Annotated in this window: 26 protein-coding genes; 13 read left to right on the top strand and 13 right to left on the bottom strand. The window is 67.2% G+C overall.

Features of this window, described 5'->3' with window-relative positions; all coding sequences use genetic code 11:
- Positions 1–68: 68 nt before the first annotated feature.
- The 5 genes from pilB (at position 69) to ACVCL9_RS01310 (ending at position 5,534) form a co-directional block, all read left to right on the top strand.
- Positions 69–1,790, top strand: a complete 1,722-nt coding sequence (pilB, locus tag ACVCL9_RS01330) for a type IV-A pilus assembly ATPase PilB (RefSeq protein ID WP_447099394.1) — start codon at positions 69–71, stop codon at positions 1,788–1,790.
- Between the two features lie 141 nt (positions 1,791–1,931).
- A complete protein-coding gene (locus ACVCL9_RS01325) occupies positions 1,932–3,212 on the top strand; it encodes a type II secretion system F family protein (RefSeq protein WP_395117093.1) in 1,281 nt (426 codons plus the stop codon).
- Positions 3,213–3,368: 156 nt separating this feature from the next.
- A complete protein-coding gene (locus ACVCL9_RS01320; protein WP_447099395.1) occupies positions 3,369–4,226 on the top strand; it encodes a prepilin peptidase in 858 nt (285 codons plus the stop codon).
- Positions 4,223–4,837, top strand: a complete 615-nt coding sequence (coaE, locus tag ACVCL9_RS01315; RefSeq protein ID WP_447099396.1) for a dephospho-CoA kinase — start codon at positions 4,223–4,225, stop codon at positions 4,835–4,837. The genes ACVCL9_RS01320 and coaE overlap by 4 nt, the downstream gene beginning before the upstream one ends.
- 163 nt (positions 4,838–5,000) lie before the next feature.
- Positions 5,001–5,534, top strand: coding sequence for an REP-associated tyrosine transposase (locus tag ACVCL9_RS01310; RefSeq protein ID WP_447099397.1), 534 nt, complete (start codon positions 5,001–5,003; stop codon positions 5,532–5,534).
- A gap of 53 nt (positions 5,535–5,587) precedes the next feature.
- Here ACVCL9_RS01310 and ACVCL9_RS01305 read toward each other — a convergent pair whose 3' ends face one another.
- The 3 genes from ACVCL9_RS01305 to ACVCL9_RS01295 form a co-directional block, all read right to left on the bottom strand.
- Positions 5,588–5,977 (bottom strand): NUDIX domain-containing protein, encoded by a 390-nt coding sequence (locus tag ACVCL9_RS01305; RefSeq protein ID WP_447099398.1) that lies wholly within the window; start codon positions 5,975–5,977, stop codon positions 5,588–5,590.
- Positions 5,977–6,465: a dihydrofolate reductase gene (locus ACVCL9_RS01300; protein WP_447099399.1), complete on the bottom strand. Its 489-nt coding sequence runs from the start codon at positions 6,463–6,465 to the stop codon at positions 5,977–5,979. Before ACVCL9_RS01300 ends, ACVCL9_RS01305 begins: the two co-directional genes overlap by 1 nt.
- A 91-nt stretch (positions 6,466–6,556) precedes the next feature.
- A complete protein-coding gene (locus tag ACVCL9_RS01295; RefSeq protein WP_447099400.1) occupies positions 6,557–7,372 on the bottom strand; it encodes a thymidylate synthase in 816 nt (271 codons plus the stop codon).
- Positions 7,373–7,501: 129 nt separating this feature from the next.
- On the opposite strand from ACVCL9_RS01295, the gene ACVCL9_RS01290 reads away from it, so the two are divergent.
- Positions 7,502–8,512: a TIGR00266 family protein gene (locus tag ACVCL9_RS01290; protein ID WP_395117079.1), complete on the top strand. Its 1,011-nt coding sequence runs from the start codon at positions 7,502–7,504 to the stop codon at positions 8,510–8,512.
- 144 nt (positions 8,513–8,656) lie between these two features.
- Here the strand turns inward: ACVCL9_RS01290 and lgt are convergent, their stop codons facing one another.
- The 5 genes from lgt to ACVCL9_RS01265 form a co-directional block, all read right to left on the bottom strand.
- Entirely contained in the window at positions 8,657–9,541 is an 885-nt protein-coding gene (gene lgt, locus ACVCL9_RS01285; RefSeq protein WP_447099401.1) for a prolipoprotein diacylglyceryl transferase, read from the bottom strand.
- Positions 9,542–9,729: 188 nt separating this feature from the next.
- Complete coding sequence (locus ACVCL9_RS01280) at positions 9,730–10,233, bottom strand: TPM domain-containing protein (protein ID WP_447099402.1); 504 nt, start codon at positions 10,231–10,233, stop codon at positions 9,730–9,732.
- Between the two features lies 1 nt (position 10,234).
- Positions 10,235–11,095 carry a TPM domain-containing protein gene (locus ACVCL9_RS01275; RefSeq protein WP_447099403.1) on the bottom strand — a complete coding sequence of 287 codons (861 nt, stop codon included), beginning with the start codon at positions 11,093–11,095 and terminating at the stop codon, positions 10,235–10,237.
- Between the two features lies 1 nt (position 11,096).
- On the bottom strand, positions 11,097–11,717 hold the full coding sequence (locus ACVCL9_RS01270; RefSeq protein WP_447099404.1) for a LemA family protein: 621 nt from the start codon (positions 11,715–11,717) through the stop codon (positions 11,097–11,099).
- Positions 11,718–11,790: 73 nt separating this feature from the next.
- Entirely contained in the window at positions 11,791–12,162 is a 372-nt protein-coding gene (locus ACVCL9_RS01265; protein ID WP_395117071.1) for a diacylglycerol kinase, read from the bottom strand.
- Between the two features lie 332 nt (positions 12,163–12,494).
- Here ACVCL9_RS01265 and ACVCL9_RS01260 point away from each other — a divergent pair, with 332 nt between their 5' ends.
- From ACVCL9_RS01260 to ACVCL9_RS01235, 6 genes are all read left to right on the top strand, one after another.
- The gene (locus ACVCL9_RS01260; RefSeq protein WP_395117069.1) at positions 12,495–14,030 is read left to right on the top strand and encodes a peptide MFS transporter; all 1,536 of its coding nucleotides are present in this window, start codon (positions 12,495–12,497) and stop codon (positions 14,028–14,030) included.
- Between the two features lie 66 nt (positions 14,031–14,096).
- A complete protein-coding gene (locus ACVCL9_RS01255) occupies positions 14,097–15,389 on the top strand; it encodes an ATP-binding protein (RefSeq protein ID WP_395117067.1) in 1,293 nt (430 codons plus the stop codon).
- A 70-nt stretch (positions 15,390–15,459) separates the two neighbouring features.
- Positions 15,460–16,044, top strand: coding sequence for a response regulator transcription factor (locus ACVCL9_RS01250; protein WP_395117065.1), 585 nt, complete (start codon positions 15,460–15,462; stop codon positions 16,042–16,044).
- A gap of 93 nt (positions 16,045–16,137) precedes the next feature.
- Positions 16,138–18,426 (top strand): TonB-dependent receptor, encoded by a 2,289-nt coding sequence (locus ACVCL9_RS01245; protein WP_447099405.1) that lies wholly within the window; start codon positions 16,138–16,140, stop codon positions 18,424–18,426.
- Between the two features lie 63 nt (positions 18,427–18,489).
- The gene (locus ACVCL9_RS01240; protein ID WP_447099406.1) at positions 18,490–19,656 is read left to right on the top strand and encodes a sialidase family protein; all 1,167 of its coding nucleotides are present in this window, start codon (positions 18,490–18,492) and stop codon (positions 19,654–19,656) included.
- Entirely contained in the window at positions 19,653–20,111 is a 459-nt protein-coding gene (locus ACVCL9_RS01235) for a hypothetical protein (protein ID WP_447099407.1), read from the top strand. The genes ACVCL9_RS01240 and ACVCL9_RS01235 overlap by 4 nt, the downstream gene beginning before the upstream one ends.
- Before the next feature lie 69 nt (positions 20,112–20,180).
- Here the strand turns inward: ACVCL9_RS01235 and ACVCL9_RS01230 are convergent, their stop codons facing one another.
- The 3 genes from ACVCL9_RS01230 to ACVCL9_RS01220 all read right to left on the bottom strand — a co-directional run bounded on the left by ACVCL9_RS01230 (position 20,181) and on the right by ACVCL9_RS01220 (position 23,225).
- Positions 20,181–21,182 (bottom strand): isoaspartyl peptidase/L-asparaginase family protein, encoded by a 1,002-nt coding sequence (locus ACVCL9_RS01230; RefSeq protein WP_447099408.1) that lies wholly within the window; start codon positions 21,180–21,182, stop codon positions 20,181–20,183.
- 98 nt (positions 21,183–21,280) lie between these two features.
- Positions 21,281–22,867, bottom strand: a complete 1,587-nt coding sequence (locus ACVCL9_RS01225; protein WP_447099409.1) for a M56 family metallopeptidase — start codon at positions 22,865–22,867, stop codon at positions 21,281–21,283.
- Positions 22,854–23,225: a BlaI/MecI/CopY family transcriptional regulator gene (locus tag ACVCL9_RS01220; RefSeq protein ID WP_447099410.1), complete on the bottom strand. Its 372-nt coding sequence runs from the start codon at positions 23,223–23,225 to the stop codon at positions 22,854–22,856. The genes ACVCL9_RS01225 and ACVCL9_RS01220 overlap by 14 nt, the downstream gene beginning before the upstream one ends.
- Before the next feature lie 155 nt (positions 23,226–23,380).
- Between ACVCL9_RS01220 and ACVCL9_RS01215 the strand changes: the two genes are divergently transcribed.
- Positions 23,381–24,742 (top strand): 3-oxoacid CoA-transferase subunit B, encoded by a 1,362-nt coding sequence (locus tag ACVCL9_RS01215; protein WP_447099411.1) that lies wholly within the window; start codon positions 23,381–23,383, stop codon positions 24,740–24,742.
- 69 nt (positions 24,743–24,811) lie between these two features.
- Here ACVCL9_RS01215 and ACVCL9_RS01210 read toward each other — a convergent pair whose 3' ends face one another.
- Positions 24,812–25,834: a sensor histidine kinase gene (locus ACVCL9_RS01210; RefSeq protein WP_447099412.1), complete on the bottom strand. Its 1,023-nt coding sequence runs from the start codon at positions 25,832–25,834 to the stop codon at positions 24,812–24,814.
- A gap of 31 nt (positions 25,835–25,865) precedes the next feature.
- Positions 25,866–26,597 carry a response regulator transcription factor gene (locus ACVCL9_RS01205; protein ID WP_395117047.1) on the bottom strand — a complete coding sequence of 244 codons (732 nt, stop codon included), beginning with the start codon at positions 26,595–26,597 and terminating at the stop codon, positions 25,866–25,868.
- Positions 26,598–26,608 lie beyond the last annotated feature (11 nt).

Genomic DNA, 26,608 nt, shown 5'->3' with positions numbered 1-26,608 from the left:
GCAAAGGATGACCTGAGCGCCAGACTGCGGTAGATTCAACCACATACGGGGAAAGGGTCACGTAAGTTATGTCATCGCAACCGCAACCGTCGCTCGCAGGCCTGACCGGCATGGCGCGCCGCCTGGTGTCCGAAGGGCTGCTGCCCGAGGATGACGTTCGCAAGGCGATGGTCGACAGCACGCAACGCAAGGTGTCGCTGGGCGCGTGGCTGCTGGATCACAACCTGGTCGAGAACGCGCAGCTGACGCGGGTGCTTTCGCTCGAGTTCGGCATGCCGATGATGGACGTGACCTCGCTCAACCCGACCACGATGCCGCTGGACCTGATCAGCGAGGCGCTGATGACCAAGCATCAGGCGCTGCCGCTGTTCCGGCGCGGCAAGCGCCTGTTCGTGGGCATCGCCGACCCGACCCAGTCGCACGCGCTGGACGAGATCAAGTTCCATTCCAATTGCCTGGTCGAGCCGATCCTGGTCGAGCGCAGTTCGCTGCAGCGGACGATCGAGAACCTGCTGAACTCCATGCGCGACAACATGCCGGACATGGATACCGGCGAGTTCGACGAGCTGGATCTGGAGGTGGGCAGCGACGAGGCCGAATCCACCGGCATCGACGCCAATGCCACGGACGACGCCCCGGTGGTGAAGTTCGTCAACAAGATCCTGGTCGACGCGATTCGCCGCGGCGCCTCGGACATCCATTTCGAACCGTTCGAAACCCAGTACCGGGTGCGCCTGCGCATGGACGGCATGTTGAAGGCCGTGGCCAGCCCGCCGATGAAGATGGCCAACCGGATCTCCTCGCGCCTGAAGGTGATGGCGCAGCTGGACATCGCCGAGAAGCGCGTGCCGCAGGACGGCCGCATCAAGCTCAACCTCTCCAAGACCCGCGCGATCGACTTTCGCGTCAGCTCGCTGCCGACGCTGTTCGGCGAGAAGATCGTGCTGCGTATCCTCGACGGTTCGGCGGCCAAGATCGGCATCGAGAAACTGGGCTACGAGCCGGAGCAGCAGAAGCTCTACGTCGATGCGATCCACAAGCCTTACGGCATGGTGCTGGTCACCGGCCCCACCGGCTCGGGCAAGACGGTGTCGCTGTACACCGGCCTGAACATGCTCAACACCGCCGAGCGCAACATCTCCACGGTGGAGGACCCGGTCGAAATCCGCGTCGAGGGCATCAACCAGGTGCAGCAGAACGCCAAGCGCGGCATGACCTTCGCCAGCGCATTGCGTTCGTTCCTTCGCCAGGACCCGGACGTGATCATGGTCGGCGAAATCCGTGACCTGGAAACCGCCGAGATCGCGATCAAGGCCGCGCAGACCGGCCACATGGTGCTGTCCACCCTGCACACCAACGACGCGGCGCAGACGATCGCGCGCCTGATGAACATGGGCATCGCGCCCTACAACATCACCTCGTCGGTGACCCTGATCATCGCCCAGCGCCTGGCCCGGCGCCTGCACGAATGCAAGAAGCCGATCGAGCTGCCGCCGAAGGTGCTGCTGGATGCCGGCTTCAGCCAGGCCGACATCGACGCCGGCCTGACCATCTACCAGGCCGTGGGTTGCGAGGGCTGCAACGAGGGCTACAAGGGCCGCGTGGGCATCTACCAGGTGATGCCGATGCTGGAGGATATCCAGAAGATCATCCTGCAGGGCGGCAATGCGATGCAGATCGCCGAAGTGGCCAAGGCCGCCGGAGTCAACGACCTGCGCGCCTCGGCCCTGCTCAAGGTGAAGCAGGGGCTGACCAGTCTCACCGAGATCGACCGGGTGACCAAGGAATGACGCCCGGCGGGGCTGCAGCGCTGCGGAACTTGCGCAAGGCGCCACGGTTTGCAGCGCCGAAAATGACCTAAGCTGTAGAAAATGACTTGCCAGCCGGCCCGCGCGCCGGCTTCGAGATCGAACCATCGGGGGAAGATGCGCATGGCCACGGCTACCGCAACCGCAAAAGCAAGGGCAGACAAGACGCGTGCGCTCGGCGCCCAGCGGGCCGAGGTCAGTCAACTGACCACTTACGAATGGGTGGCGCTGGACAAGCGCGGCAAGCGCATGAAGGGCGACATGCCCGCCAAGAACGCCTCGCTGGTCAAGGCTGAATTGCGCCGCCAGGGCATGAACCCGCAAACCGTGCGCGAACGGGCCAAGCCGCTGTTCGGCGCCTCCGGCAGCACGATCAAGCCGGGCGACGTGGCGATCTTCAGCCGCCAGATCGCCACCATGATGGCTTCCGGCGTGCCGATGGTGCAGTCCTTCGACATCATCGCCGACGGTCAGAAGAACGTCCGCTTCAAGAACGTGCTGCTCGACGTCAAGCAGAACATCGAGGGCGGCGCCTCGCTGCACGAGGCGCTGGGCCGCTACCCGGTGCAGTTCGACGAGCTGTACTGCAACCTGGTGCATGCCGGCGAAACCTCGGGCGTGCTGGACACCGTGCTGGACACGGTGGCCACCTACAAGGAACGCACCGAGGCGATCAAGAAGAAGATCAAGAAGGCGCTGTTCTACCCGATGATGGTGCTGGCGGTGGTGTTCATCGTCATCCTGATCATGCTGCTGTTCGTGGTGCCGGTGTTCGCCAAGACCTTCCAGGACGCGGGTGCGCAGTTGCCCGCGCCGACCCAGTTCCTGGTCGACGCCTCGGAGTTCATGCAGGGCTACTGGTACATCGTGGTGGGCATCATCGTCGGCAGCATCGCCGCCATCGTCATCGGCAAGAAGCGCTCGCCGAAGTTCGCCCACTTCCTGGATCGCCTTGCGCTGAAAATGCCCGTGATGGGCGACATCGTGCGCAACTCCGCGATCGCCCGCTTCGCCCGCACGCTGGGCGTCACCTTCCGCGCCGGCGTGCCGCTGGTGGAAGCCCTGGATGCCGTGGCCGGTGCCACCGGCAGCATCGTCTACGGCGACGCCGTGCGACAGATGCGCGACGACATCTCGGTCGGCCACCAGTTGCAGCTGGCCATGAAACAGACCGGCCTGTTCCCCAACATGGTGGTACAGATGACCGGCATCGGCGAGGAGTCCGGCTCGCTGGACAGCATGCTGTTCAAGGTCGCCGAGTTCTACGAGGAAGAGGTCAGCAACGCGGTGGACACCCTCTCCACCCTGCTCGAACCCCTCATCATGGTGGTGCTGGGCACCCTGGTCGGCGGCATCGTGATCGCGCTGTACCTGCCGATCTTCAAGCTGGCCGGCACGTTCTAGAGCGCTCGAAACAAAAAGCGGCGGGCAGTGCCCGCCCTACGGCGTGATATCTCGTAGGGCGGGCACTGCCCGCCGCTTTCGTTTGTGGGCGGCGCCCCGGCACCGTACCCTTGAACCCTGCCCCGCCCGGGGACCATGAACGCACAAGGCCGACGCATGCCCGAACTACCCCTCGCCGTCTGGATCGCCCTCGCCGCCGTGCTCGGCCTGCTGGTGGGCAGTTTCCTCAACGTGGTGATCCTGCGCCTGCCCGAGCGCATGACCGCAAGCTGGCGCCGGGAGGCGCGCGAGGTGCTGGAGTTGCCGGCGGATGACGCGCCGCTGCCGCCGGGTATCGTGCGCGAGCCTTCGCACTGCCCGCATTGCAAGCATCCGTTGTCGGCGGCCGACAACATTCCGCTGTTCGGCTGGCTGCTGCTGCGCGGACGCTGCCGCTATTGCAAGGCGAAGATCTCGATCCAGTATCCGCTGGTGGAACTGTTCAGCGGCGTGCTGAGCGCGCTGGTGGTCTGGAAATTCGGACCGTCCTGGACCGCGCTGGCAGGATTGGTGTTCACCTGGGTGCTGATCGCCGCGGCCGGCATCGACTTCCGCACGCAGTTGCTGCCGGACCAGTTGACCCTGCCGCTGCTGTGGCTGGGCATGGTGCTGTCGCTGATCCCGCTGTTCGCCAGCGCGCCTTCGGCGATCATCGGTGCGGCGATCGGCTACCTGAGCCTGTGGAGCGTCTACTGGGCGTTCAAGCTGCTCACCGGCAAGGAAGGCATGGGCCACGGCGACTTCAAGTTGCTGGCGGCGCTGGGCGCGTGGATGGGGCCGGTGGCCCTGCTGCCGGTGATCCTGCTGTCCTCGCTGATCGGCGCCCTGGTGGGCGGCAGCCTGATCGCGTTGCGCAGGCACGGGCGCGAAATCCCGATGCCGTTCGGACCGTTCCTGGCCGCCGCCGGCTGGGTGTGGTTCATGGCCGGTCCCCAGTTGCTGCAGGGCTACATGCACTTCACCGGCCTGCGATGAGCGGCGGGCCGCGCCTCGTGGTGGCGTTGACCGGCGGCGTGGCCGCCGGCAAGAGCGCGGTGACGCGGCGCTTCGAGGCGCTGGGCGTGCCGGTGCATGACGCCGACGTGGCTGCCCGCGAGGTGATCGCACCCGGCAGCGAAGGCCTTGCCGAGGTGGTTGCCACATTCGGGGCGGACGTGCTGGACGACCGCGGCGAGCTGGATCGTCCCTCGATGCGCCGGCGCGTCTTCGCCGATCCCGCCGCGCGACGCAGGCTGGAAGCCATCATCCACCCGCGCGTGCGTGCCTGGTTGCGCGAACGCGCGCAGAGCGGGAGCGCGCCGTATTGCCTGCTGGCGATCCCGCTGCTGGCGGAGAACATCGCGCAGTACCGCTGGGTCGACCGCGTACTGGTGGTCGACGTCCCCGAGTCGGTGCAACTGGCTCGCCTGATCGCCCGCGACGGCGTCGACGAGGCCCTGGCCCGGCGCATGATCGAGCAGCAAGCCACTCGCGCCGAGCGCCTCGCCCTCGCGGACGACGTGATCGACAACAGCGGCGACGAAAGCGCGCTGGATCAGCCCGTGGCCGAACTGCACCAGCGGTACCTGGCACTGGCCACCGCGTAGGGCGGGCAACGCCCACCGACCTCGTGCGAAGGAGCGGCGGGCGGTGCCCGCCCTACAGGATCGCCGTGTAGGGCGGGCACCGCCCGCCAACCTTGGCCGCAACCCCCGACAACATCCATGGTCGCGCGCCGACGTTGCCCCCACACGCCGGCCGGTTAGCCTCATGTACATGCCGAACTATCGACGAGCCCGGGTCAACGGCGCCACCTGGTTCTTCACCGTGGTCACTGCGCAGCGACGCCGTTTTCTGGCGAATGAACACTCGGCGTCCATCTTGCGCCAAAGCGTAGCCGCGGTACTTCGACGGATGCCGTTCCACATCGATGCCTGGGTGATCCTGCCCGACCATATGCATGCCATCTGGACGTTGCCGGCTGGCGACCAGGATTTTTCCACTCGCTGGGGCCTCATCAAGGCGAGCTTCTCCAGACACTCGGATCTGCCGCACGCAACCGGTCCACGTCGCGACAGCGGCTTGTGGCAACCCCGGTTCTGGGAGCACAGGATTCGCAATATCCGCGATTACCACGCCCATATGGATTACACACACTACAACCCGGCCAAACATGGGCTCGTGGCGCAGGTGAAAGATTGGCCATACTCCAGTTTTCACCGCGCGGTTCGAGAAGGTATCTATCCCCCAGACTGGGGTTGCGTCGAACCGCGCCACTCGGGAGGGCGCAACTTCGGCGAGTAGGGCGGACACCGCCCGCTGGCTGCTGTGCAGAAAAGCGGCGGGCGGTGCCCGCCCTACCCGAGCGCAGCCAGAATCACCCGGTCCGCGGGAGCGAGGATCATCGGGTCGACGCTTGCCGGCAGCATCCACTGCAACGGCTGTGCTTCGAGCGAACGGGGTTCCCCGCGCCACGACGAGACGCGCCAGGCATCGAGCAGCAGCTCCCGATCCTCGTATCGCCACGGCAAGCAGACCAAGGGCTCGGCGTCGCGCACGTGGATGCCCAGCTCTTCCAGCAGTTCACGCGCCAGTGCCGCCAGCGGTGTCTCGCCGGCTTCGAGCTTGCCGCCGGGGAACTCCCAGAATCCCGCCAGATGCTTGCCTGCCGGGCGCTGCGCCAGCAGCACGCAACCATTGTCGTCCAGCAGGACGCCAGCCATCACGTGCATGACCGTTGCGGGCATCACGCGTTGCGCAGGTACTCGACCATGTCGAAGTCGTAGGCGTGCTCGGCATCGGCCTTGTGGTGCACGCGCGAGACTTCAGTCCAATCGCTGAAGTGCACGCCGGGGAAGAACGTGTCGGCGCCGTCGATTGCCGCGCTGACCCAGGTCAGGTACATCCGCCGCGCGTTGGGCAGCGCCTCGGCAAACACCATGCCGCCACCGATCACGAACAGGCCGGTGTTGCTGCAACGCGCCTGCGCCTCCTCGATCGAGCGCACGGTGATCTGGCCGGGAAACGGCGCCTCATGGCGGCGGGTGAGCACCATGTTGACCCGGTCCGGCAGCGCGCGGCCGATCGAGACGGCGGTGTTGTAGCCCATCAGCACATTCTTGCCGACGGTCAGCTGCTTGAACCAGCGCAGATCGTCCGGCAGGTGCCATGGCAGTTGGCCCTTGCGGCCGATCGCGAAGTTTTCATCGAGTGCGGCAATGAGCGAGATGGCCATGGGAAATCCTTGCAATCGTGATCATCGAAAAGGCGGCCACTCGGGCGCCGCGGGATGTCTGGAATCTTAGCAGGCCGCGCCGCGCACGGAATCAGACCGCCACCGCGGCCTTGATCGCCGGGTGCGATTGGTAGCCTTCGATCGCGATGTCCTCGCAACGGAAATCGAACACCGAGCGCACCTCGGGATTGAGCACCAGCCGCGGCAGCGGCAGCGGCTCGCGACTCAGCTGCAAGCGTGCCTGCTCGACATGGTTGTCGTACAAATGGGCGTCACCCAGGGTATGCACGAAATCGCCCACGGCCAGGCCGCAGACCTGCGCAATCATGTGCGTGAGCAACGCGTAACTCGCGATGTTGAACGGCACGCCGAGAAAGATGTCGCCCGAACGCTGGTAGAGCTGGCAGCTGAGCCTGGCAGCCTGTCCCGGGCCCGACGAAGGGGCCACGTAGAACTGGAACAGCGTGTGGCACGGCATCAGCGCCATCTTCGGCAACTCGCCGACGTTCCAGGCACTGACGATCAACCGCCGCGAATCGGGGTTGCGCCTGATTTCGTCCACCACCCAGGAAATCTGGTCGATCGTGCCGCCGTCGATCGTCGGCCACGCGCGCCACTGCTGACCATAGACCGGGCCGAGATCGCCGTTGGCGTCGGCCCACTCGTCCCAGATGCGCACACCGTGTTCCTTGAGGTAGGCGATGTTGGTGTCGCCGCGCAGGAACCAGATCAGCTCGTGCACGATCGACTTGATGTGCAGCTTCTTGGTGGTGACCAGCGGAAAACCCTGCGCAAGGTCGAACCGCATCTGCCAGCCGAACACGCTGCGCGTGCCGGTGCCGGTGCGGTCGGCCTTGGGGGTGCCGTGGTCGAGGACGTGGCGGAGCAGGTCGAGGTATGGATGCATCGGCCAAGTATAGGCAGGAGCGCACCCTGTGCGCGATGCTCTTCGAGGCACGGCACAAGAGCATCGCGCACAAGGTGCACTCCTGCAGGGGCCACGGCTAGACTCTGGCTTTTCCGCACGGAGACGGTCATGGCAGCGTGGTTTTTCAGCTACGGCAAGAATACCGAACGCGTCGGCCCGCTGGATGACGCCGCCGCGATGGCGCAGGCCCGGCGCCAGCCGGACGGCTATTGCTGGCGCGAAGGTTTCACCGAGTGGAAGGCGATCCGCAGCGTGGCCGAACTGGGCGCGGCGATGGGTCCGCCGCCGGTGCCGGCGACGCTGGGCAGCGGACGCGCCGACGAGATCGACTACACGATCGTGGGCACGGACATGCAGTTCGTCGAGATCGAACTCGATCCGGGCGAAAGCGCGATCGCCGAGGCCGGCGCGCTGATGTACAAGGAGGCCGGCGTGCAGATGGATACCGTGTTCGGCGACGGCTCCAGCGGCGGCCAGAGCGGCGGCGGCCTGATGGACAAGCTGCTCTCCGCCGGCAAGCGCGTGATCACCGGCGAGAGCCTGTTCACCACGGTGTTCACCCACCGCGGCCAGGGCAAGGCCAGGGTCGCCTTCGCCGCGCCCTACCCCGGCACCGTGCTGGCGATGAAACTCTCCGACCACGGCGGCCGGCTGATCTGCCAGAAGGACGCGTTCCTGGCCGGCGCGCGCGGCGTGCAACTGGGCATCTTCTTCCAGCGCAAGATCCTCACCGGCCTGTTCGGCGGCGAAGGCTTCATCATGCAGAAGCTCGAAGGCGACGGCTGGGTATTCGTGCATGCCGGCGGCACCATGATCAAACGCGAGCTGGCCGCCGGCGAACGGCTGGACGTGGACACCGGCTGCGTGGTGGCTTTCCACGACACCGTGGACATGGACGTGAAAGCGGTCGGCGGCATCAAGAGCATGCTGTTCGGCGGCGAGGGCGTGTTCCTGGCCACGCTGACCGGCCCGGGCACGGTGTGGCTGCAATCACTGCCGTTCTCGCGACTGGCCGGTCGCATGCTGGCAGCCGCGCCGCAGGGCGGCGGGCAACGTCGCGGCGAGGGCTCGATCCTCGGCGGCCTGGGCGACATCCTGGGCGGCGACCGCAACTTCTGACGTCGCCCGCAGTTCGGGCGATGCCACCATTGCCGTGCCGGGAACGGCCGGCGGGCGGTGCCTGCCCTACGAGGGGCCGGCCAGTTTGTAGGGCGGGCAATGCCCGCCGCACGTACGTCAGGAACTTGGCGGGCAGTGCCCGCCCTACGCCGGATTCGCCAGTGCCAAGGTGGGCGCGCGGCGGGACATGGCGATCAGCACCAGCCCGACCGCGATCAGCGGCAGCGACTGCATCTGTCCCATCGTCACCCAGTCGGTGCCGAACAGATAGCCCAGTTGCGCGTCGGGCACGCGCACGAACTCCACCGCGAAACGGAACACGCCGTACAGCAGCGCGAACAAACCCGACACCAGGTAACGCGGCCGCGGTTTCATCGACACCAGCCACAGCACCACGAACATCACCACGCCTTCAAGGCACAGTTCGTAGAGCTGCGAGGGATGTCGGGTCAGCCCGCCGAACTGCTGCAGCTGCGGCAGCCAGGCCGGGTGCGCCGTGGCCCAGGCGATGTCCTCGGCCTGTGCGCCGGGGAAAATCATCGCCCATGCATGGTGCGCGGGTTTGCCCCACAGTTCGCCGTTGATGAAGTTGCCGAGCCGTCCCAGGCCCAGTCCGAGCGGCACCAGCGGAGCCACGAAATCGACCGTGTCGAAGAAGTGCAGCGCGTTGCGCCGCGACCACCACCAGCCTGCGGCGAGCACGCCGAGCAGACCGCCGTGGAAACTCATGCCGCCATCCCACACCTTGAAAAGCACCAGCGGCTCGCGCCAGATCCAGCCGATGCCGCCCTCGTAATAGAACAGCATGTACCAGATGCGCCCGCCCACGATGACGCCCAGCATGCCGTAGAACAGCAAGTCGCCCAGCGCGTCGCGGCTCACCGGCAGGCGTCCGCGGCGGCGCCGGTATTCGCCCAGCACGGCGACGAAGAGGAAGCCCAGCAGATACATCAGGCCGTACCAGTGCACCTGCACCGGGCCGACATGGAAGGCGACCGGATCGAATTGGGCGACAAAAGGCTGCGACATGCGGAAGGGGCCGATCGGGCAAAGGCCAAGTGTAGCGTCACGCAAGGATTCGGAAAGATGCCGCGGGCGCAGGCACGCAGCCCGCTCGCGGGCGATGCTCTTGTCTCGGACCAGGGACCTGCAAAAACGTCGCCCGCGAGCGGGCTCCTACGAGTGCCGGTCTGGCCACGGGACACGCCCGCGCGCGTTCACAGCAACACCGGCCGATCCGGCAGCTCGTCGGGATTGGCCTTGTCGTGGGCGGGAAAGTGCTGCAGCAGCAGGGCGTGGGTGGCGGCGATGCCGCCCAGGCTGCCTTCGCGCCATTCGCCGTTTGCGTAGTGGTTGCGCATGGTGGTGCAGATGCCGGCCCATGCCGCCGGCGACACGCGTGCGGCAATGCCGCGGTCGACAATGATCTCGATGCGATGCTCGGCCAGCAGCACGTACAGCAGCACGCCGCTGTTGTGCTCGGTGTCCCACACGCGCAGCTGGCTGAACAGCTGGCGCGCGCGGATGGCTGCGTCAAGTCCGCCCAGTACGGCCAGCGGGTGGAGTCGCGATTCGATGGCCACGCGCACTTCGCCGTGGTGACCGCGTTCGCCGGCGGCGATGGCAGCCGTGATCTCGTCCAGCAAGCTGGCGGGAAAACGCCGCCGCAGCTGGAACCAGCCCTCGAACATGTTTGCCAGCACTCGTTGCATGCGCGTCATGTCACCAGCTCCCCGAGGCACCGCCGCCGCCGAAGCTGCCGCCGCCTCCGCTGAAACCTCCGCCGCCGAAACCTCCGCCGCCGAAGCCGCCGCCGCCGAAGCCACCGAAACCGCCCCAGCCGCCACCGCCGATCGAGCGCCCGCCGCCGGAAGGCAGCAGCATCACGATGCCGCCCACCACCGCGCCGAGCACGCCGGCGCCGACGGAAACCAGCAGCCACAACAGGCCGCCAATCAGCGCGCCGCCCAGCGGCACCCGTACCAGCGCATGCGCCCGGCCCAGCACGCCGCGCAGGAAGATCGCGGCGAACAACGCAATCATCAACATGCCTTGCAGCCCGAGGCCGCGATCCTCGCGCGGCGCCCCTTCCACCGGTGGCGGCAATGGCTCGCCGTCAATCAGCTGGGTCAGCGCGCCGACGGCGTCGTGGATGCCGCCGAAATAGTCGCCCGTGCGGAACTTCGGCGCGATGTACTCGCGGATGATGCGCGCGTTGGCGGCGTCGGGGATCGCGCCCTCCAGGCCATAACCGACCTCGATGCGCACGCGCCGGTCGTTCTTGGCGACGAGCAGCAGGACGCCGTCATCGGTGCCCTTGCGGCCGATCTTGTTGGCTTCGGCGACCGCCAGCGAGTACTCCTCGATTGGCTGCTCGCCGGTGCTGCCCACCATCAGCACCACCAGTTGCGCACCCTTGGCCTTTTCCAGCGCCACCAGTTGCGCGTCGAGCTGGTCGACCTGGGCCGCGTTGAGCGTGCCGGTGAGATCGGTCACGTGCCGCGCCAGTTGCGGCACCGCCGCCTGCAGCGCCGCCGGCAGGCACAGCAGCAACGCCAGCAGCGGCAGCAGGCGGCGGATCACTTCAGTGCGCCGAAGTCGCGGGCGCTGGCGCACTGGTGCCGAAATCCACCCTGGGCGCGGTGGAGATGGCCTTCTCGTTGTCCACGCTGAAGTTCGGCTTGACCTTGTAGCCGAACATCTTGGCGGTCATGTTGTTGGGGAAGGTGCGGATCATCGCGTTGTACTGCTGCACCGCCTGCACGTAGCGGTTGCGCGCCACGGTGACGCGGTTCTCGGTGCCTTCCAGCTGCGCCTGCAGGTTCTGGAACAGGCCGTCGGCCTTCAGCTGCGGATAGTTTTCGCTGACCACCATCAGCCGTGACAACGCGCTGCCCAGCTCGCCTTGTGCGGCCTGGAACTGCTGCAGCTTCTGCGGATCGTTGATGGTGTCGGCGTTGACCTGCAGGCTGCCCACCTTGGCGCGCGCGTTGGTCACCTCCACGAAGACCTTCTCCTCGTGCTGGGCATAGCCCTTGACCGTGTTGACCAGGTTCGGCACCAGGTCGGCGCGGCGCTGGTACTGGTTCAGCACTTCGGACCAGGCTGCCTTGACCGCCTCGTCCTGACGCTGCATGGCGTTGTAGCCGCAGCCGGACATCAAGCCGACCAGCAGCAGAATCATCAAGGTACGCAAGATTTTCATGGCATCGCTCCTGAGCGGACGGATCTGCATTGCAGCATCCGGCCTGTCCCGGCGCAATGAGCACGACCGGGAGCTAAAACCAGCGCGGCAGCAGGATCAGGCCCCAGCTCAACGCCACCAGCACCAGCAGCACGAACACGGCCGCCGAACCCATGTCCTTGGCGCGGCCGGCCAGCTCGTTGAAATCGGGGCTGACCTTGTCCACCACTGCCTCGATCGCCGAATTGAGCAGCTCCGCCGACAGCACCAGCAGCGGCGCGAGGACAAGCAGGAGCTTTTCCACGCCACCCTCGCCCAGCCACAGGCCGAGCGGAATCAGCACCACCGCCAGCATCGCCTCCAGCCGAAACGAGGCCTCGTGGCGCCAGGCGGCGCGCAGCCCCTTCATCGACCAGCGAAACGCGTTCCAGACCTGGCGCGGACCCCGAAAACCCTCGGCCGGCATGCTGCGCCTCCGCTTCAGGCCGACACCGGCGACGCGGCGCCGGTGCGGGAGGAAACGCGGACGCGCGCGGTCCGGGGAAAGCTTGCCTGGGGCATGGCGAACGGGCTCCTGTCGCGCCGCGGAACGCGGGCACGCCATGATGCCACAGCCGTTCCTCCGCCCCATCGGGCGCACACAGCGCAAGCACGCAGCGCACGAATTGTCATGCGGCGGTGCAGCTATGACCTTTGGGGGGATGCGCTACCCTTGCCCGGTTGTGATCCGTTCAGGGTCCAGCGGCACCGGTGCGTGTGCGCACGCCACCAGGATTTGAACCAATGCCCGGGGAAAACATGGCCACCCAGAACCCAGCCGTCTCGCAGACGAAGTCCTTCAGCACCGTCTTCCTGATCGAAATGTGGGAGCGCTTCGGCTACTACGGTATGCAGGCGCTCATCGTCTACTACATGGTCCAGCGCCTGGGCTTCCCCGATGAGCAGGCCAACCTGGTGTGGAGCGCCGCGGCGGCGCTGATCTACGTGGCACCGGCGATCGGCGGCTGGGTGGGCGACAAGATCCTCGGCACGCGGCGCACCATGCTGCTGGGCGCCACCATCCTGGCGGTCGGCTACGGGCTGATGGCCGTACCGACCGAAAGCGTCTGGTTCCTGTATTGCTCGCTGGGCGTGATCGTGGTCGGCAACGGCCTGTTCAAGCCGAACGCCGGCAACCTGGTGCGCAAGATCTACGAGGGCGACGACTCCAAGATCGACAGCGCGTTCACCATCTACTACATGGCGGTGAACATCGGCTCGACGTTCTCGATGCTGCTCACGCCGTGGATCAAGGATTACGTGAACCTGCACTACGGCAACGAGCTGGGCTGGCATGCCGCGTTCGCGGTGTGCTCGTTCGGCCTGCTGGTGGGCCTGGCCAACTACCTGGTGATGCGCCACACGCTGAACCACGTCGGTTCGGCGCCGGACGAACAGCCGATGCACGTGGGCAAGCTGCTGGCCGTGCTGGGCGTCGGCGTGCTGACCGTGTTCGCCTCGGCCTACGTGCTGGCCCATGAAGAAGTGGCGCGCATCTTCGTCTATGTGGCCGCCGCGGTGGTGCTGGGCATCTTCGCCTGGCTGATCGGCACCAGCGAGCGCTCCGAGCGCGCCGGCCTGATCGCCGCGCTGGTGCTCACCGTGCAGACGGTGTTCTTCTTCATCTTCTACCAGCAGATGTCGACCTCGCTGAACCTGTTCGCGCTGCGCAACGTGAACCCGAGCTTCGACGTATTCGGCGTCCACCTGTGGAACTGGGCGCCGGCGCAGTTCCAGTCGTTCAACCCGATCTGGATCTTCATCCTGAGCCCGATCCTGGCGCTGCTCTACAACGCCGCCGGGCGCAGCGGCAAGGACATCTCCATCGCCACCAAGTTCGCGCTCGGCTTCGCCGCGGTGGCGCTGGGCTTCTTCATCTACAGTTGGGCCGCGCACTTCGCGGTGGATGGCAAGACCAGCTCGTGGGTGATGGTGTGGGGCTACGGCGCCTCGTCGCTGGGCGAGCTGCTGGTCAGCGGCCTGGGCCTGGCGATGATCGCGCGCTACGTGCCCGAGCGCATGGGCGGCTTCATGATGGGCGCGTACTTCGTCGCCTCGGGCGTGTCGCAGTACCTGGGCGGCATCGTGGCCAACTTCGCCAGCATTCCGGAGAACATCACCGACCCGCTGCAGACCATGCCGATCTACACCAGCCTGTTCAGCAAGCTGGGCTGGGCCGGCATCGCCTGCACCGTGATCGCGCTGGCCGTGCTGCCGCTGATGCGCAAGCTGTCGGCACAGCATCACGCGCACAACAACCCGGCGCCGCTGCCGACGATCGGTTCGGAGCAGTAAGCCCGGCGGCGATCAGGCGACCCGCCGACCCGGCGGGTCGCGACACCGCGCAACACATTGCCTGCCATGCCACAGCAGATCGTCATCCGACAGGTAGGACCCCACGCACTGACCCGCGCGCTGGCGTGGCTGCGGCTGTGCGCGATCGCCGGCCAGAGCACCGCGGTGCTGGTGTGCGCATGGTGGATGGATCTGCAGATTCCGCTGCTGCCGCTGCTGCTGGGCATCGGCGTGCTGGCGGTGTTCGCCGTGTTTGCCGCCTGGCGGCTGGCGCAACCGTGGCCGCTGCGCGAGTGGGAAGCGGTCTGTCACATCGCGTTCGACACGCTGGTGCTGGGTTACCTGCTGTATTTCACCGGCGGCGCCAGCAACCCGTTCATCACCCTGCTGCTGGTGCCGATAGCGCTCACCGCGGCGGCGTTGCCCGGGCGCTCGGTGCTGGCGGTGTCGGCGCTGGCCGGCGTGGCCTACGTGATCCTGCTCTACGCGCATGTTCCGTTGCCGCTGCCCCCGCATGGCAGCGCGCCCGGGCGGTTCTCGCTGCACGTGGCGGGGATGGGCGTGAACTTCGTCATCATGGCGCTGCTGCTCAGCTTCTTCATCAGCCGCCTGGCGCGGGTGCTGCGCGAGCAGCAGAAAGAGGTGCAGCGCGTGCGCGAACGCGCGTTGCGCGGCGAGGGCATCCTGGCCATCGCCACCCAGGCGGCCGGGGCCGCGCATGAGCTGAACACGCCGCTGTCGACCATGCGCACGCTGCTGCCGGAGCTGCGCCGCGAACACGCCGGCAACCCGCTGCTGGACGAGGATCTGGCGCTGCTGGAGGACCAGGTGGATCGCTGCCGCACGATCCTGCGCGAGATGATCGCCTTCGGCAAGGCGCAGCTGTCGCAGGACCCCGAGCGCATCCGCGTGGACAAGTTCATCCACGGTTGCCTGGAGCGCTTCCAGCTGTTGCGGCCCGAAGCGGAGCTTGCCCTGAGCCTCGACGAGACGCTGGCGGCGCTGGTGCTGCGCACGCCGGCCGGGCTGCGCCATGCGCTGATCAACCTGCTCAACAATGCCGCCGACGCCTCGGCGGCCAACGGCTCCAATGCCGTGTCGCTGCGCATCACCCGCGACGACCGCTGGCTGGAGCTGAGCGTGTCCGACCGCGGCCCGGGTTTCGACACCGCCGACGAACTGACCCGGCTCGGCTATTCGCGCAAGCAGAGCGGGCTCGGCATCGGCCTGGCGCTGGCCGAGGCCACGGCCGAGCGCCTGAGCGGCGAACTGGTGGCGCGCAACGTCGAACAGGGCGCCGAGATGTGCCTGCGGCTGCCGCTGGCGGTGATCGCCGAACCGGTCGATACCGGGCGCTGACGCGCCAGGCGTGCAACCGGCGCCGCTTCCGGCAAGAATGGACGCCTGCCCGAGTGAAGGAAACCGAACCATGACCGAGTCGCCCCTTGCCGATCCGGTGCGCCCCTTGCTGCTGGTCGACGACGATGCCACGTTCCTGCGCGTGCTGGCCCGCGCGCTCGGCTCGCGCGGCTTCGAGGTCATCACCGCCAGCAATTTCGACGAGGCACGCGCGCTGACCCGCCGCCATCGCCCGCGCTACTGCGTGCTGGACCTGAAACTCGGCGAGGAGAACGGCCTGCGACTGATCCCCGAGCTGCATACCCTGGTGCCGGACCTGCGCGTGCTGCTGCTGACCGGCTATGCCTCGATCGCCACCGCGGTGGAGGCGATCAAGCGAGGTGCGCACGACTACCTCGCCAAGCCGGTGGACGCCGACGCGGTGGTGCGCGCCCTGCTCGACGGCGATGCCGCCGCGCCCGAAGACAACGAGCCGCCGGACGCCCCCGAACAGCCGCTGGCCCTGCGCCGGCTCGAGTGGGAGCACATCCAGCGCGTGCTCACCGAATGCGACGGCAACATTTCCGAGACCGCGCGCCGGCTCGGCATGCACCGCCGCACGCTGCAGCGCAAGCTCGGCAAGCACCCGGTGCGCGAGCGCCCCGGCGAGGAGTGAGGTTCGGCGCCGGCACCTTTTGGTGCCGCGCGCATCCCATGCACGCTCCATGCTGCGACAAGTTGCCGTCTGTCGCACCGCGTGCAGCGGACTATGATTGAACCTTGGACCCCCATCCAGAGTTTCACTTTGAAACGCCTCCCCTCCGGCTTTTGCGCACTTGCGCTCGTGTTGTGTGCCAGCCCCGCGCTGGCCTCCGATCCCACCCACCCGGTGACGCTGTCGCCGGTCTCGGTACACGCCAGCGACACCATGGTCACCGAGACGCCCGCCGTGCAGGTGCGCGTGACGCGCCTGCAACTGCAGCGGCAGAACAGCACCGACAGCGCCGATGCACTGAAGTACGTGCCGAACATGCAGGTGCGCAAGCGCTACATCGGCGATCCGAACGCCGTCATCAGCGGCCGCAACGCCGGCACCCTGCAGAGCGCGCGCAGCCTGGTCTATGCCGACGGGCTGCTGCTCTCCAACCTGATGACCAACGGCTGGGATGGCGCACCGCGCTGGGGCATGGTCGCGCCCGGCGAGATCGGCGCGGTCGACATCCTGTACGGACCGTATTCCGCGCTGTATCCGGGCAACTCGCTGGGCACCACGGTGCTGATCCACACCGTGCTGCCGCAGCAGTTCACCGCCAGCGTCGACGCGAGGTTCTTCAGCCAGGACTATGCCGACGATTACGGCGCCGGCGGCCACTACGACGGCCACCAGGCCGCGTTCACCCTGGGCGACAAGCGGGGGCGTTTCAGCTGGCTGCTGGAATACAGCCGCCTCGACAACCACGGCCAACCGATGCAGTACGCCACCGCCCGGGCCGGCGGCGATCCGGCGCTCGCGGTGCCGGTGACCGGTGCCACCGCCGACCGCAACCCGAACGGTTCGCCGCGGCTGGTCTACGGCGCCAACAGCATCGAGCACACCGTGCAGGACCAGGCCAAGCTGAAGCTCGGCTTCGACCTCGGCGAGCATGTCGCGGCGCTGGCCACCGTGGGCTGGTGGCACAACCGCGCCGAGGATCGCACCCGCAGCCTGATCCGCGATGCCGACGGCACCCTGGTCAGCGGCGGCGTGATCGACGCGGCCGGCAAAACCTGGACCTTGCCCGCCAGCGGCCTGGCGCCGTCGAATGCGCGCGACACCCACCTGCTGTACGGGCTCGAACTGAACGGCACGCTGGACAACGACTGGCGCTGGACCGCCGTCGCCAGCCACTACGATTTCCGGCATTCGCGACTGCACAGCGCCAGCCTGGCCGAGCCCGGCAGGCCACGCGGCGGCCCCGGCACCGTGGCGAGCAAGGATGGTTCGGGCTGGGACACGTTCGACCTGCGCAGCTCCGGCCCGCTCGGCGAGCGCCACCTGTTGTACGCCGGCGTGCACGGCGACCGCTACGTGCTGACGACGCGCGTGCGCGATGCCAGCGACTGGCGCAGCGGCGCCGACGGAGCATTGCGCAGCGTCTACGCCGGCCGCACCCAGACCCGCGCCGCCTACCTGCAGGACGTGTGGAGCTTCACCGACACCTGGACGCTGACCCTCGGCGGTCGGCTGGAGCAATGGCGCGCCTACCGCGGCGTGCTCGCCAACGCCGTCGACACGCTGCGCTACGCCGACCGCAAGCGCACCGATTTCTCGCCCAAGGCTGCGCTGACCTGGGACTTCGCACAGAACTGGGAGCTGCGACTGGCCTGGGGCAAGGCGGTGCGCTACCCCACCGCGTCCGAACTGTTCCAGGGCAGCATCTCGGCCGGCGCCATCGTCAACAACAATCCCGCGCTCGCGCCGGAAGTCGACCGCTCCACCGACCTCACCCTGACCCGCCACACGGGCAACGGCCACTGGCGCGTCTCGCTGTACCAGGACCTGATCGCCGATTCGCTGTACACGCAGACGGACATCACCGTCAGCCCCAGCGTGACCAGCGTGCAGAACATCGACCGCATGCGCGGACGCGGCATCGAAGGCGCGTTCGACTTCCACGACGTCTGGCTCGACGGGCTCGACCTGTCCGCCAGCCTCGCCTTCAACGATGCCCGCACGCTGCGCGATCGCCAGTACCCGCTGGCCGAGGGCAAGGTATTTCCGCGCATCCCGAAGCTGCGCGCCAGCGTGTTCGCGGATTACCGGTTCGCGCCACAGTGGGACGCCTCGCTGGGCATCCGCCACTCCGGCCGCCAGTACGGCAGCCTGGACAACAGCGACCACGTCGACAGCTACGGCGCGGTGAGCCGTTTCACCGTCGCCGACGCAAAGCTGCGCTGGAAATTCGCGCCGGCCTGGACTGCCGCGCTGGGCGTGGACAACATCGGCAATACACATTACTGGGTCTACCATCCCTACGCCGGTCGTACCTGGTTCGGCGAGCTGCGCTGGGAGTTGTGACATCCACTCCCGCCCTCCCCTTGCGGGCAGGGGAAGCAAGGCCGAAAACCCGAGGAACACTCCATGCGCCACCTGCTGATCGCCCTGCTCTGCCTGCTCTCGGCCGTCGCCTTCGCCCACGACGGCATGCACATGGAGATGCCGAAAAGCCCCGCGCTGGGCGCCAGCGCGGCGTTCGACAGCCATGGCGGCCTGTACGTCGTGGACGCGGCCGATGGCCACGTGCGGCTGCGCCGCTCCGACGACGACGGTCGCACGCTGAGCGCGCCGATGCCGGTGAACGCGGTCGCCGAACGCATCTACAGCGAAGGCGAGAACCGGCCGAAGATCGCCTTCGGTCCGCACGACGAGCTCTACGTGAGCTGGTCGCAGCCGCGCGCCGCGCCGTGGACCGGCTTCGTGCGGTTCGCCCGTTCGGTGGACGGCGGCGAACACTTCAGCACGCCGATCACCGTGCACCACGACCGCGCCGAGATCACCCATCGCTTCGATGCGCTGGCCGTGGATGGCCACGGCCGCATCGTGGTCGCCTGGATCGACAAGCGTGATCTCGAGGCCGCAAAGGCAGCCGGCCGGCCGTACGAAGGTGCCGCGGTGTACTACAGCTGGTCCGACGATGGCGGCAAGAGCTTCGTGCCGGAACGCAGGCTGGTCGACCACAGTTGCGAATGCTGCCGCATCGCGCTGGCGCGCATGCCCGACGGCGAGGTCGCCGCGTTCTTCCGCGGCATTTATGGCGACAACATCCGCGACCACGCGTTTGCCGTGCTGCACACCGACGGCCGTGCACCCCATGTCGAGCGTGCGACCTTCAGCGACTGGCACATCGCCGGCTGCCCGCACCATGGTCCGGGCTTGGGCGTCGGCGCCGACGGCGTGCGTCACGCGGTGTGGTACGAGGCCGGCCACGGTCCCGCAATCTGGTACGGCCAGCTCGATCCCGGCCAGCGGCCGCAGCAGTTGCTGAAGCTCGCCGGGGCCGGCGCCAGCCACGCCGACGTGGCAGTGCATGGCCGCACTGTCTGGGTGACCTGGAACCAGGTCGATGCGGATGGCTATCGCCTGATGCTGCGCCGATCGACCGACAACGGCGCACACTTCGACGCTGCCCGCGAGATCGCGAGCAGCGCCGGCGCCGCCGGCTCGCCGCAGTTGTTGCAGAAGGACGGCCACGCCTTCGTCGCATGGAACACGGCCCAAGGCTTTCGCCTGATCCGGGTGACGCCATGAAGCGACTGGTGCTGATCGTGGCCCTGTTGTTCCCCGTGCTGGCCATGGCCGGCACGCTGCAACCGCTGGCCGCCGGCGACATCGCCGCGCTGCTGAAGCCGCCGACGCACGGCGAGCGGATCATCGCGCTGTGGGCGCTGGACTGTGCCTATTGCGAGCCCAATCTGGAGGCGCTGGCCAAACTGCAGCGCACCCACCCGCGCGACATCGAACTGGTGATCGTCACCACCGACAGCATCGAACGCCGCCGGGCGATCGAGGCACGGCTGCAGCACATGAAAGTGGACGGCCTCCCGAATCGCGCCTACGCCGAAGCCATGCCCGAGCGCCTCAACTTCCTGCTCGATCCGACCTGGGGCGGCGAGACCCCGCGCGTACTGGTGATTCGCGCCGACGGCAGTCGCCTGGGCATCAGCGGCGAACTCACTCCCGCGCAGATGCGCAAAATCAGGTAGGACTCGCGCTGCCCGCCGGCTCTTCCGTGCACCGCGGCCGGGAGCGGCGGACGGTGTCCGCCCAGCGCGTCAGGGTTGGGCGTCGCTCTCGGCGGGAACCGGCTCCGGGATTTCCGTGGTGCCGTCATCCTCGTCACCGTAGATCGCCACGTGCGGCACGCCGTCGGCGCCGATCCAGCCACGATACATGCCGTCGGTGTTGAACGGGATCGCGATGTGGCCCTCCGCGTCCAGCGCGATGGCGCCGCCGTTGCCGCCCATCGACGGGATCTGCTGGTTGATCACCTCGGCGGCGGCGCGTTTCAGCGGCACGCGCATCTGGGTCACTTTCATGCAGATCGAATGTGCCGCGACGGCACGGATGTAGAACTCGCCCCAGCCCGTGCCGGAGACCGCGCAGCTCTCGTTGGCGTAGGTGCCGGCGCCGATGATCGGCGAATCGCCGATGCGGCCCCAGCGCTTGTCGGTCATGCCGCCGGTGGAGGTGCCGGCGGCCAGGTGGCCGCGCGCGTCCAGCGCCACCGCACCCACCGTGCCGAAGTGTTTGGCCGTCTCGACGTCCGCATGCGGCTGCTTTGCCGCATCCTCCTTCAGCGCCCGCTGCAATTGCTGCCAGCGCGCATCGGTGCGGAAATACGCGGCATCGACCAGGGTGATGCCCTGCTCCTTCGCGAACTCTTCGGCACCGGCGCCGGACAGCATCACGTGCGGCGAATGCTCCATCACCGCGCGCGCCAGCAGGATCGGATTCTTCACGTGCTCGACTCCGGCCACCGCGCCGGCACGCAAGGTGTAGCCATCCATGATCGCCGCGTCGAGCTCGTTTCTCCCGTCATGGGTGAACACCGCGCCCTTGCCCGCGTTGAAGTTCGGATCGTCCTCCAGCACGGTGATCGCCGCAGTCACCGCGTCCAGCGCGCTGTCGCCGGCCTTGAGCCGGGCATGACCCTGCTGCAGCGCCTGGGTCATCGCCGCACGCACGGCGTGCTCCTTCGCCGGCGTCATGTCACGCACGACCACGCCGGCGCCGCCATGGATGACCAGCACGGGCGAAACGGCGGCATGGCTCATGGCGGTGATTCCGAGGGTGGCAAGGGCAACAAGCAGATGACGCGGCTTCACGACGCTCTCCGAAATAGTGATCGGATGAGTATAGCCAGCTTGCTCGGTCACTTATCCACGAAACGCACCTGCTTGCCCTCAATCACTGCCTGCTTGCCTTCGATCATTCCGATCATATGGAGGGCTGCCTCAGCCGATATCTCGGCGTAATCAAAAGTCATCTGGCGCTCATCCAGCACCTCCGGATCGACCAGTACAAACCCTACTTTGGCCGCGACATATTCAGCGGCAGCCCGCGCGGAAACATTCTTGAGCTTCAGACTGATCGTGCCTGGCTGGGCCGCGGCAGAAGACAGCGATTCACCATCGCAGCCCATGCTTGGCGTGAGCGCGATGTTGATGGTGTTGTCTTCGAGCTTCCCACTTTGCTGGGGTCCACCGTCAACGACCTGGCCGAACACGATGCTCGCCTGCTGGCCAGGCATGGTCCGCACGATCGGCTTGGCCGACTGCGTTCGCACATTGCCGCCACCGCGATCAAAACGGGTATCGACCTCCGCACTGATTTCCAGTTGACCGCTGGCCTCCGGCGACACCGCGAAACGGCCCTGCCACGACAGCTTGCTGGCGTCGGTTCCGCTCAGCTCGGCGTATTCGCCCGGCTTCAGGCAGCGGATGAAATGCATCGAGTCGGAATGGCCTGCCATGGCGACGTCGATCTTCAGCGTGTAGCGATCACTGATGCCGCCGCCGACATTTGCCTGTGGCGAAGGTGTCGAGGCGTAGACGGCACCGGCCACGCCGATGGCGAGAACGGCGAGGAGAACGCCACCGGCACGCCGGCGGAATAGATCAGGCTGTTGCATTTTCAACATGGCGATTCGCTCCGTGATGGGATGACGGGGTGACCAGGGGCAACCCACCGGTAATGCGAGCGCGGCCGACTGGGTCTTCAACATCGCATTCGCATAACTGCGCCGCTGCGTGCCATGCGCGCGCAACACCGCGGCATCGCAGGCCAGTTCCTGGTCATGGCGTAACGCGGCGAGTGCCCACCAGGCCAGAGGATGGAACCAGAACAACGCGACAACGAGTTGCGCCAGCAAGCACCACCAGCCATCGCGGCGGCGCGCGTGGGTAGTTTCATGGGCGAGGATCAGCATCTGCTCGGTGGGGTCGTAGCGACATTCGAAATCGGCCGGAAGCACGATGCGACTGCGCCAGGCACCGACCAGGGCGGGGCCGATATCCGAGCCGGGCGCGCGCAGCATCGGCCAGTGCGAGTGCTCGTCAACGATACGGGTGGCACCACGCAACCGCGCGCGGTAACGCGATTGCGCGAGCGCCGCCAGCAGCAGACTTAGCACGCTACCAAGCAGCCATGCCAGCACGACCCATGTGCGCCAGTCGATGACAGCCGACCCGGCGGCTTGTACCGGCAACGCGGCGGCCGAGGTGATTGCGGATATCACCGGCGACCACACCACGACCGGAGCAACTGCCGCATGCGGCAGTTGGCTAGCCAGCACCGCCAGCGGCGGCAACAGCCACAGCTGGAACGCGAGTCCGGTGCCGAACAGACGGCGGCAGGGCCTGCGCACGGCGGCGACGACCAGCACGGCAGCGGTGAATGCCAGCAGTGCCAGCCAGCCGCGGGCGGTCCATGCGGTCACCAGCGCATCAATGCTGCTCATCGTCGAGCTCCTTCAGCAGTTTGCGCAGTTCGGCGATGTCCTTCTTCGACAGCTTGCGCTGCTCGGAGAAGTGCGCCACCAAGGGCGCCACGCGGCCGCCGAACAGGCGATCGAGCAGGCCCTTGCTCTCCTGCTGCACGTATTGCTCGCGCGCCAGCAGCGGCGTGTAGAGGTAGCGGCGGCCGTCGCGTTCGGCCTGCACGGCCTTTTTCTTCAGCAGGCGGTTGAGCAGGGACTTCACCGTGCCCTCCTGCCAGCCCTGCGCGGGCCCGACCTCGGCCAGGATCTCCTCGGCCGTGCGCGGGGCCTCGCGCCAGAGCACGTCCATCACCACCGCTTCGGCTTCGCTGATCGCCATGAGTCACCGTTTACGCGTGTAAGTGAATCCATGTTTACATGCGTAATTGTTCGCGTCAAGCCATGTGCCTGCCTGTCTGCGACCTTGGTACAAGGCCGGCCGGCGCGATTCCGTCGTATCCTTGGCAGCTGACTCTCCATGAGGAAGGCACGGCAATGGACAAGGTTTACCCGAGCGCGACGAAAGCCCTTGAGGGCGTGTTGTTCGACGGCATGACGATCGCCGCCGGCGGTTTCGGCCTGTGCGGCATCCCCGAGAACCTGATCGGCGGCCTGCTGCAGGCGGGCACCAGGGACCTGACCATCGTGGGCAACAACGCCGGCGTGGACGATTTCGGCATGGGCCCGCTGCTCAAGACCCACCAGGTCAAGCGCGTGTACGCCTCGTACGTGGGCGAGAACAAGGAGTTCGAGCGGCAGACGCTGGCCGGCGAACTGGAGCTGCACCTGACGCCGCAGGGCACGCTGGCCGAGAAGCTGCGCGCCGGCGGCGCCGGCATCCCCGGCTTCTACACGCGCACCGCGTTCGGCACCAAGCTGGCCGAGGGCAAGGAGACCAAGGTATTCAACGGCAAGGAGTACGTGCTGGAGGAATCCATCACCGCCGACCTGTCCATCGTCAAGGCGTGGAAGGGCGACGCGATGGGCAACCTGGTGTTCCGCGAGACGGCGCGCAACTTCAACCCGATGATCGCCACCTGCGGCAAGGTCTGCGTGGCCGAGGTGGAGCACCTGGTGCCGGTCGGCGAGCTGGACCCGAACAACATCCACGTGCCGGGCATCTACGTCGACCGTATCGTGCAGGGCGAGAAGTACGAGAAGCGCATCGAGATCCGCACCCTCGCCGGCGCCAACACCGGCAAGGAAAACCCGACGCGCACCGCGATGGCACAGCGCGCCGCGAAGGAATTGCGCGACGGTTACTACGTGAACCTCGGCATCGGCATCCCCACCCTGGTGGCCAACCACATCCCGGCCGGCGTGAACGTGGTGCTGCAGTCGGAGAACGGCCTGCTCGGCATCGGCCCGTTCCCCACCGAGGATCAGGTCGACCCCGACCTGATCAACGCCGGCAAGCAGACCATCACCACCCTGCCCGGCTCGGCGTTCTTCTCCAGCGCCGATTCCTTCGCGATGATCCGCGGCGGCCACATCGACCTGTCGATCCTCGGCGGCATGGAGGTCTCCGCCACCGGCGATCTCGCCAACTGGATGGTGCCCGGCAAGATGGTCAAGGGCCCGGGCGGCGCGATGGACCTGGTCAGCGGCGTGCGCCGCGTGGTGGTGTTGATGGAGCACTGCGCGAAGGACGGCTCGCCGAAGATCAAGCAGCAATGCGAGTTGCCGATCACCGGCAAGGAATGCGTGGACCTCGTCATCACCGACCTGTGCGTGTTCTCGGTGGAGAAGGGCAAGGGCCTGACCCTGATCGAGCTCAACGACGGCGTGAGCCTGGGCGACGTGAAGGCGAAGACCGGCTGCGCGTTCGCCGTGGCGCCGGCGCTGCAAGCGGGCTGATTGATGGTAGGGCGGGCACTGTCCGCCGTTTTGCTCCGGAACCGAAAGAGCCGGCGGGCAGTGCCCGCCCTACGGAGCGGGTCGCGACGTGGCGTCGGCCGGCAGGGCGTCGGGAAAACGGATGCGCGCGATGCTTTCGCCTCCTGCATGCGTCTGCAGCTCCAGCGGCCAGCCGAAGCGGTCGCTGATCTGCCGCGCGATCGCCAGCTCGAATCCGTGCCGATCGGCACCGGGCGCGCCCGCATCGGCAACGGCATCGGCATCGCCAACGCCAGCGCCTTTCGCCGGGGCGAGGTTGCGCACGCTTACCATGCCGGGTTCGACGCTGACCACCACGCTGCCGCGCTCGGCCTGCTGGCAGGCATTGCGCAGCAACTGCCAGCACAGCACCGAGAACACCCGTGGCGAGCTGTCCAGCGCAAAGGTCGCCGGCTGTTCCAGGCGCAACTCGATCGGCCGGCCGCAGAGCATTTCGCGCGCGGCCTGAAGTTCGCCCTGCAGCACGTCGTTCACCACGAAGCGCTCGGTATCCACCGGCGTGCCGGCGTCGCGTGCGAGCACCAGCAGCGCCTCGACCAGCATTTCCAGTTCGCGCGAGGCACGCTTGATCCGGCGCACCGAGCGCGAGCCGAAATCGCTCAGGCCCTGCTCGTCGACCAGCATGTCGACCGACATGCGGATCACCGTCAGCGGACTGCGCAGTTCGTGGCTGGCGTCGCGGGTGAAGTTGCGCTCGCGCTGACCGTAACCGGCGATGCGCGTGGCGAAGCCGTGCAGGCCGCGCGCCAGCGACGCCACGTCCGCATCCGTGCGGCGTGACAGGCGTTGCGGGTGGAACGCTTCCGGGTCGGGCCGGGCATCGTTCCAGCCGGCCATCAATCGCGCCAGCGAGCGGATCTGCACCCACTCGTGCTGGGCGGCCAGGCACGCCAGCACGGTGGTGATGAGGATCAGCACGATCACCGCTTCCCACGGCGCGACGTTGAAAATGCCCATCGCGCCGATGATCAGCAGGGCCACGAACTGCAAGCCGAACACCCAGGCGATGCGTCGCTTGAAGGCTCCCGTGCGGAATGTGATCGCGTTCGACACCCTGCTGTTCATTGCCCTCGCCGCCTCGCCATCACGCAGGTTGCTGCGCCGACGCCATTTCCGATTCCAGGTCGGCCAGCCGGTAGCCAGCGGAATGGATGGTATGTAGCAAAGGTCGTGCGAAGGGTTTGTCGATGACGCGACGCAAGTTGTACAGGTGCGAGCGCAGCGTGTCCGAATCGGGCAGCGTGTCGCCCCAGATCTCGCGCTCGATGTCGCGCCGGCTGACCACGCGCGGCGATTCGCGCATCAGGATCGCGAGCAGTTTCAGGCCGATCGGCGACACCACCAGATCCTGGCCCTCGCGGGTCAGCCGCAGCGTGGCGGTGTCCAGCGTCATGTCGCCCACGGTGAGCACTTCGGTGGATACCTGGCGGCGGTCGCGGCGGATCAGCGCGCGCAGCCGCGCCACCAGTTCGCGCACCTCGAACGGCTTGACCAGGTAGTCATCGGCGCCGGCCTCCAGGCCGACCAGCTTGTCTTCCAGCGTGTCGCGCGCGGTGAGCATCAGCACGGGCGTGGACTTCTTCGCCTCCTTGCGCAGCTTGCGGCACAGCTCCAGGCCGTCCAGTCCGGGCAGCATCAGGTCCAGCACGATCACGTCGTAACTGTTGGATACGGCCAAGTGCAACCCGCTCACGCCGTCGGCCGCGTAATCGACGGAATAACCCCGCATTTCAAGGAACTCGCCCACCATCTCGGCGATCTGGCGGTTGTCTTCAACCAGCAGGATCAGGCCCGCTTGCTCGTCATGAGTCGTCATGTCTTGCCTCG

It is taken from the genome of Rhodanobacter sp. UC4438_H5 (assembly GCF_052978405.1).
This window is presented reverse-complemented; position numbering and strand designations above follow the sequence as displayed.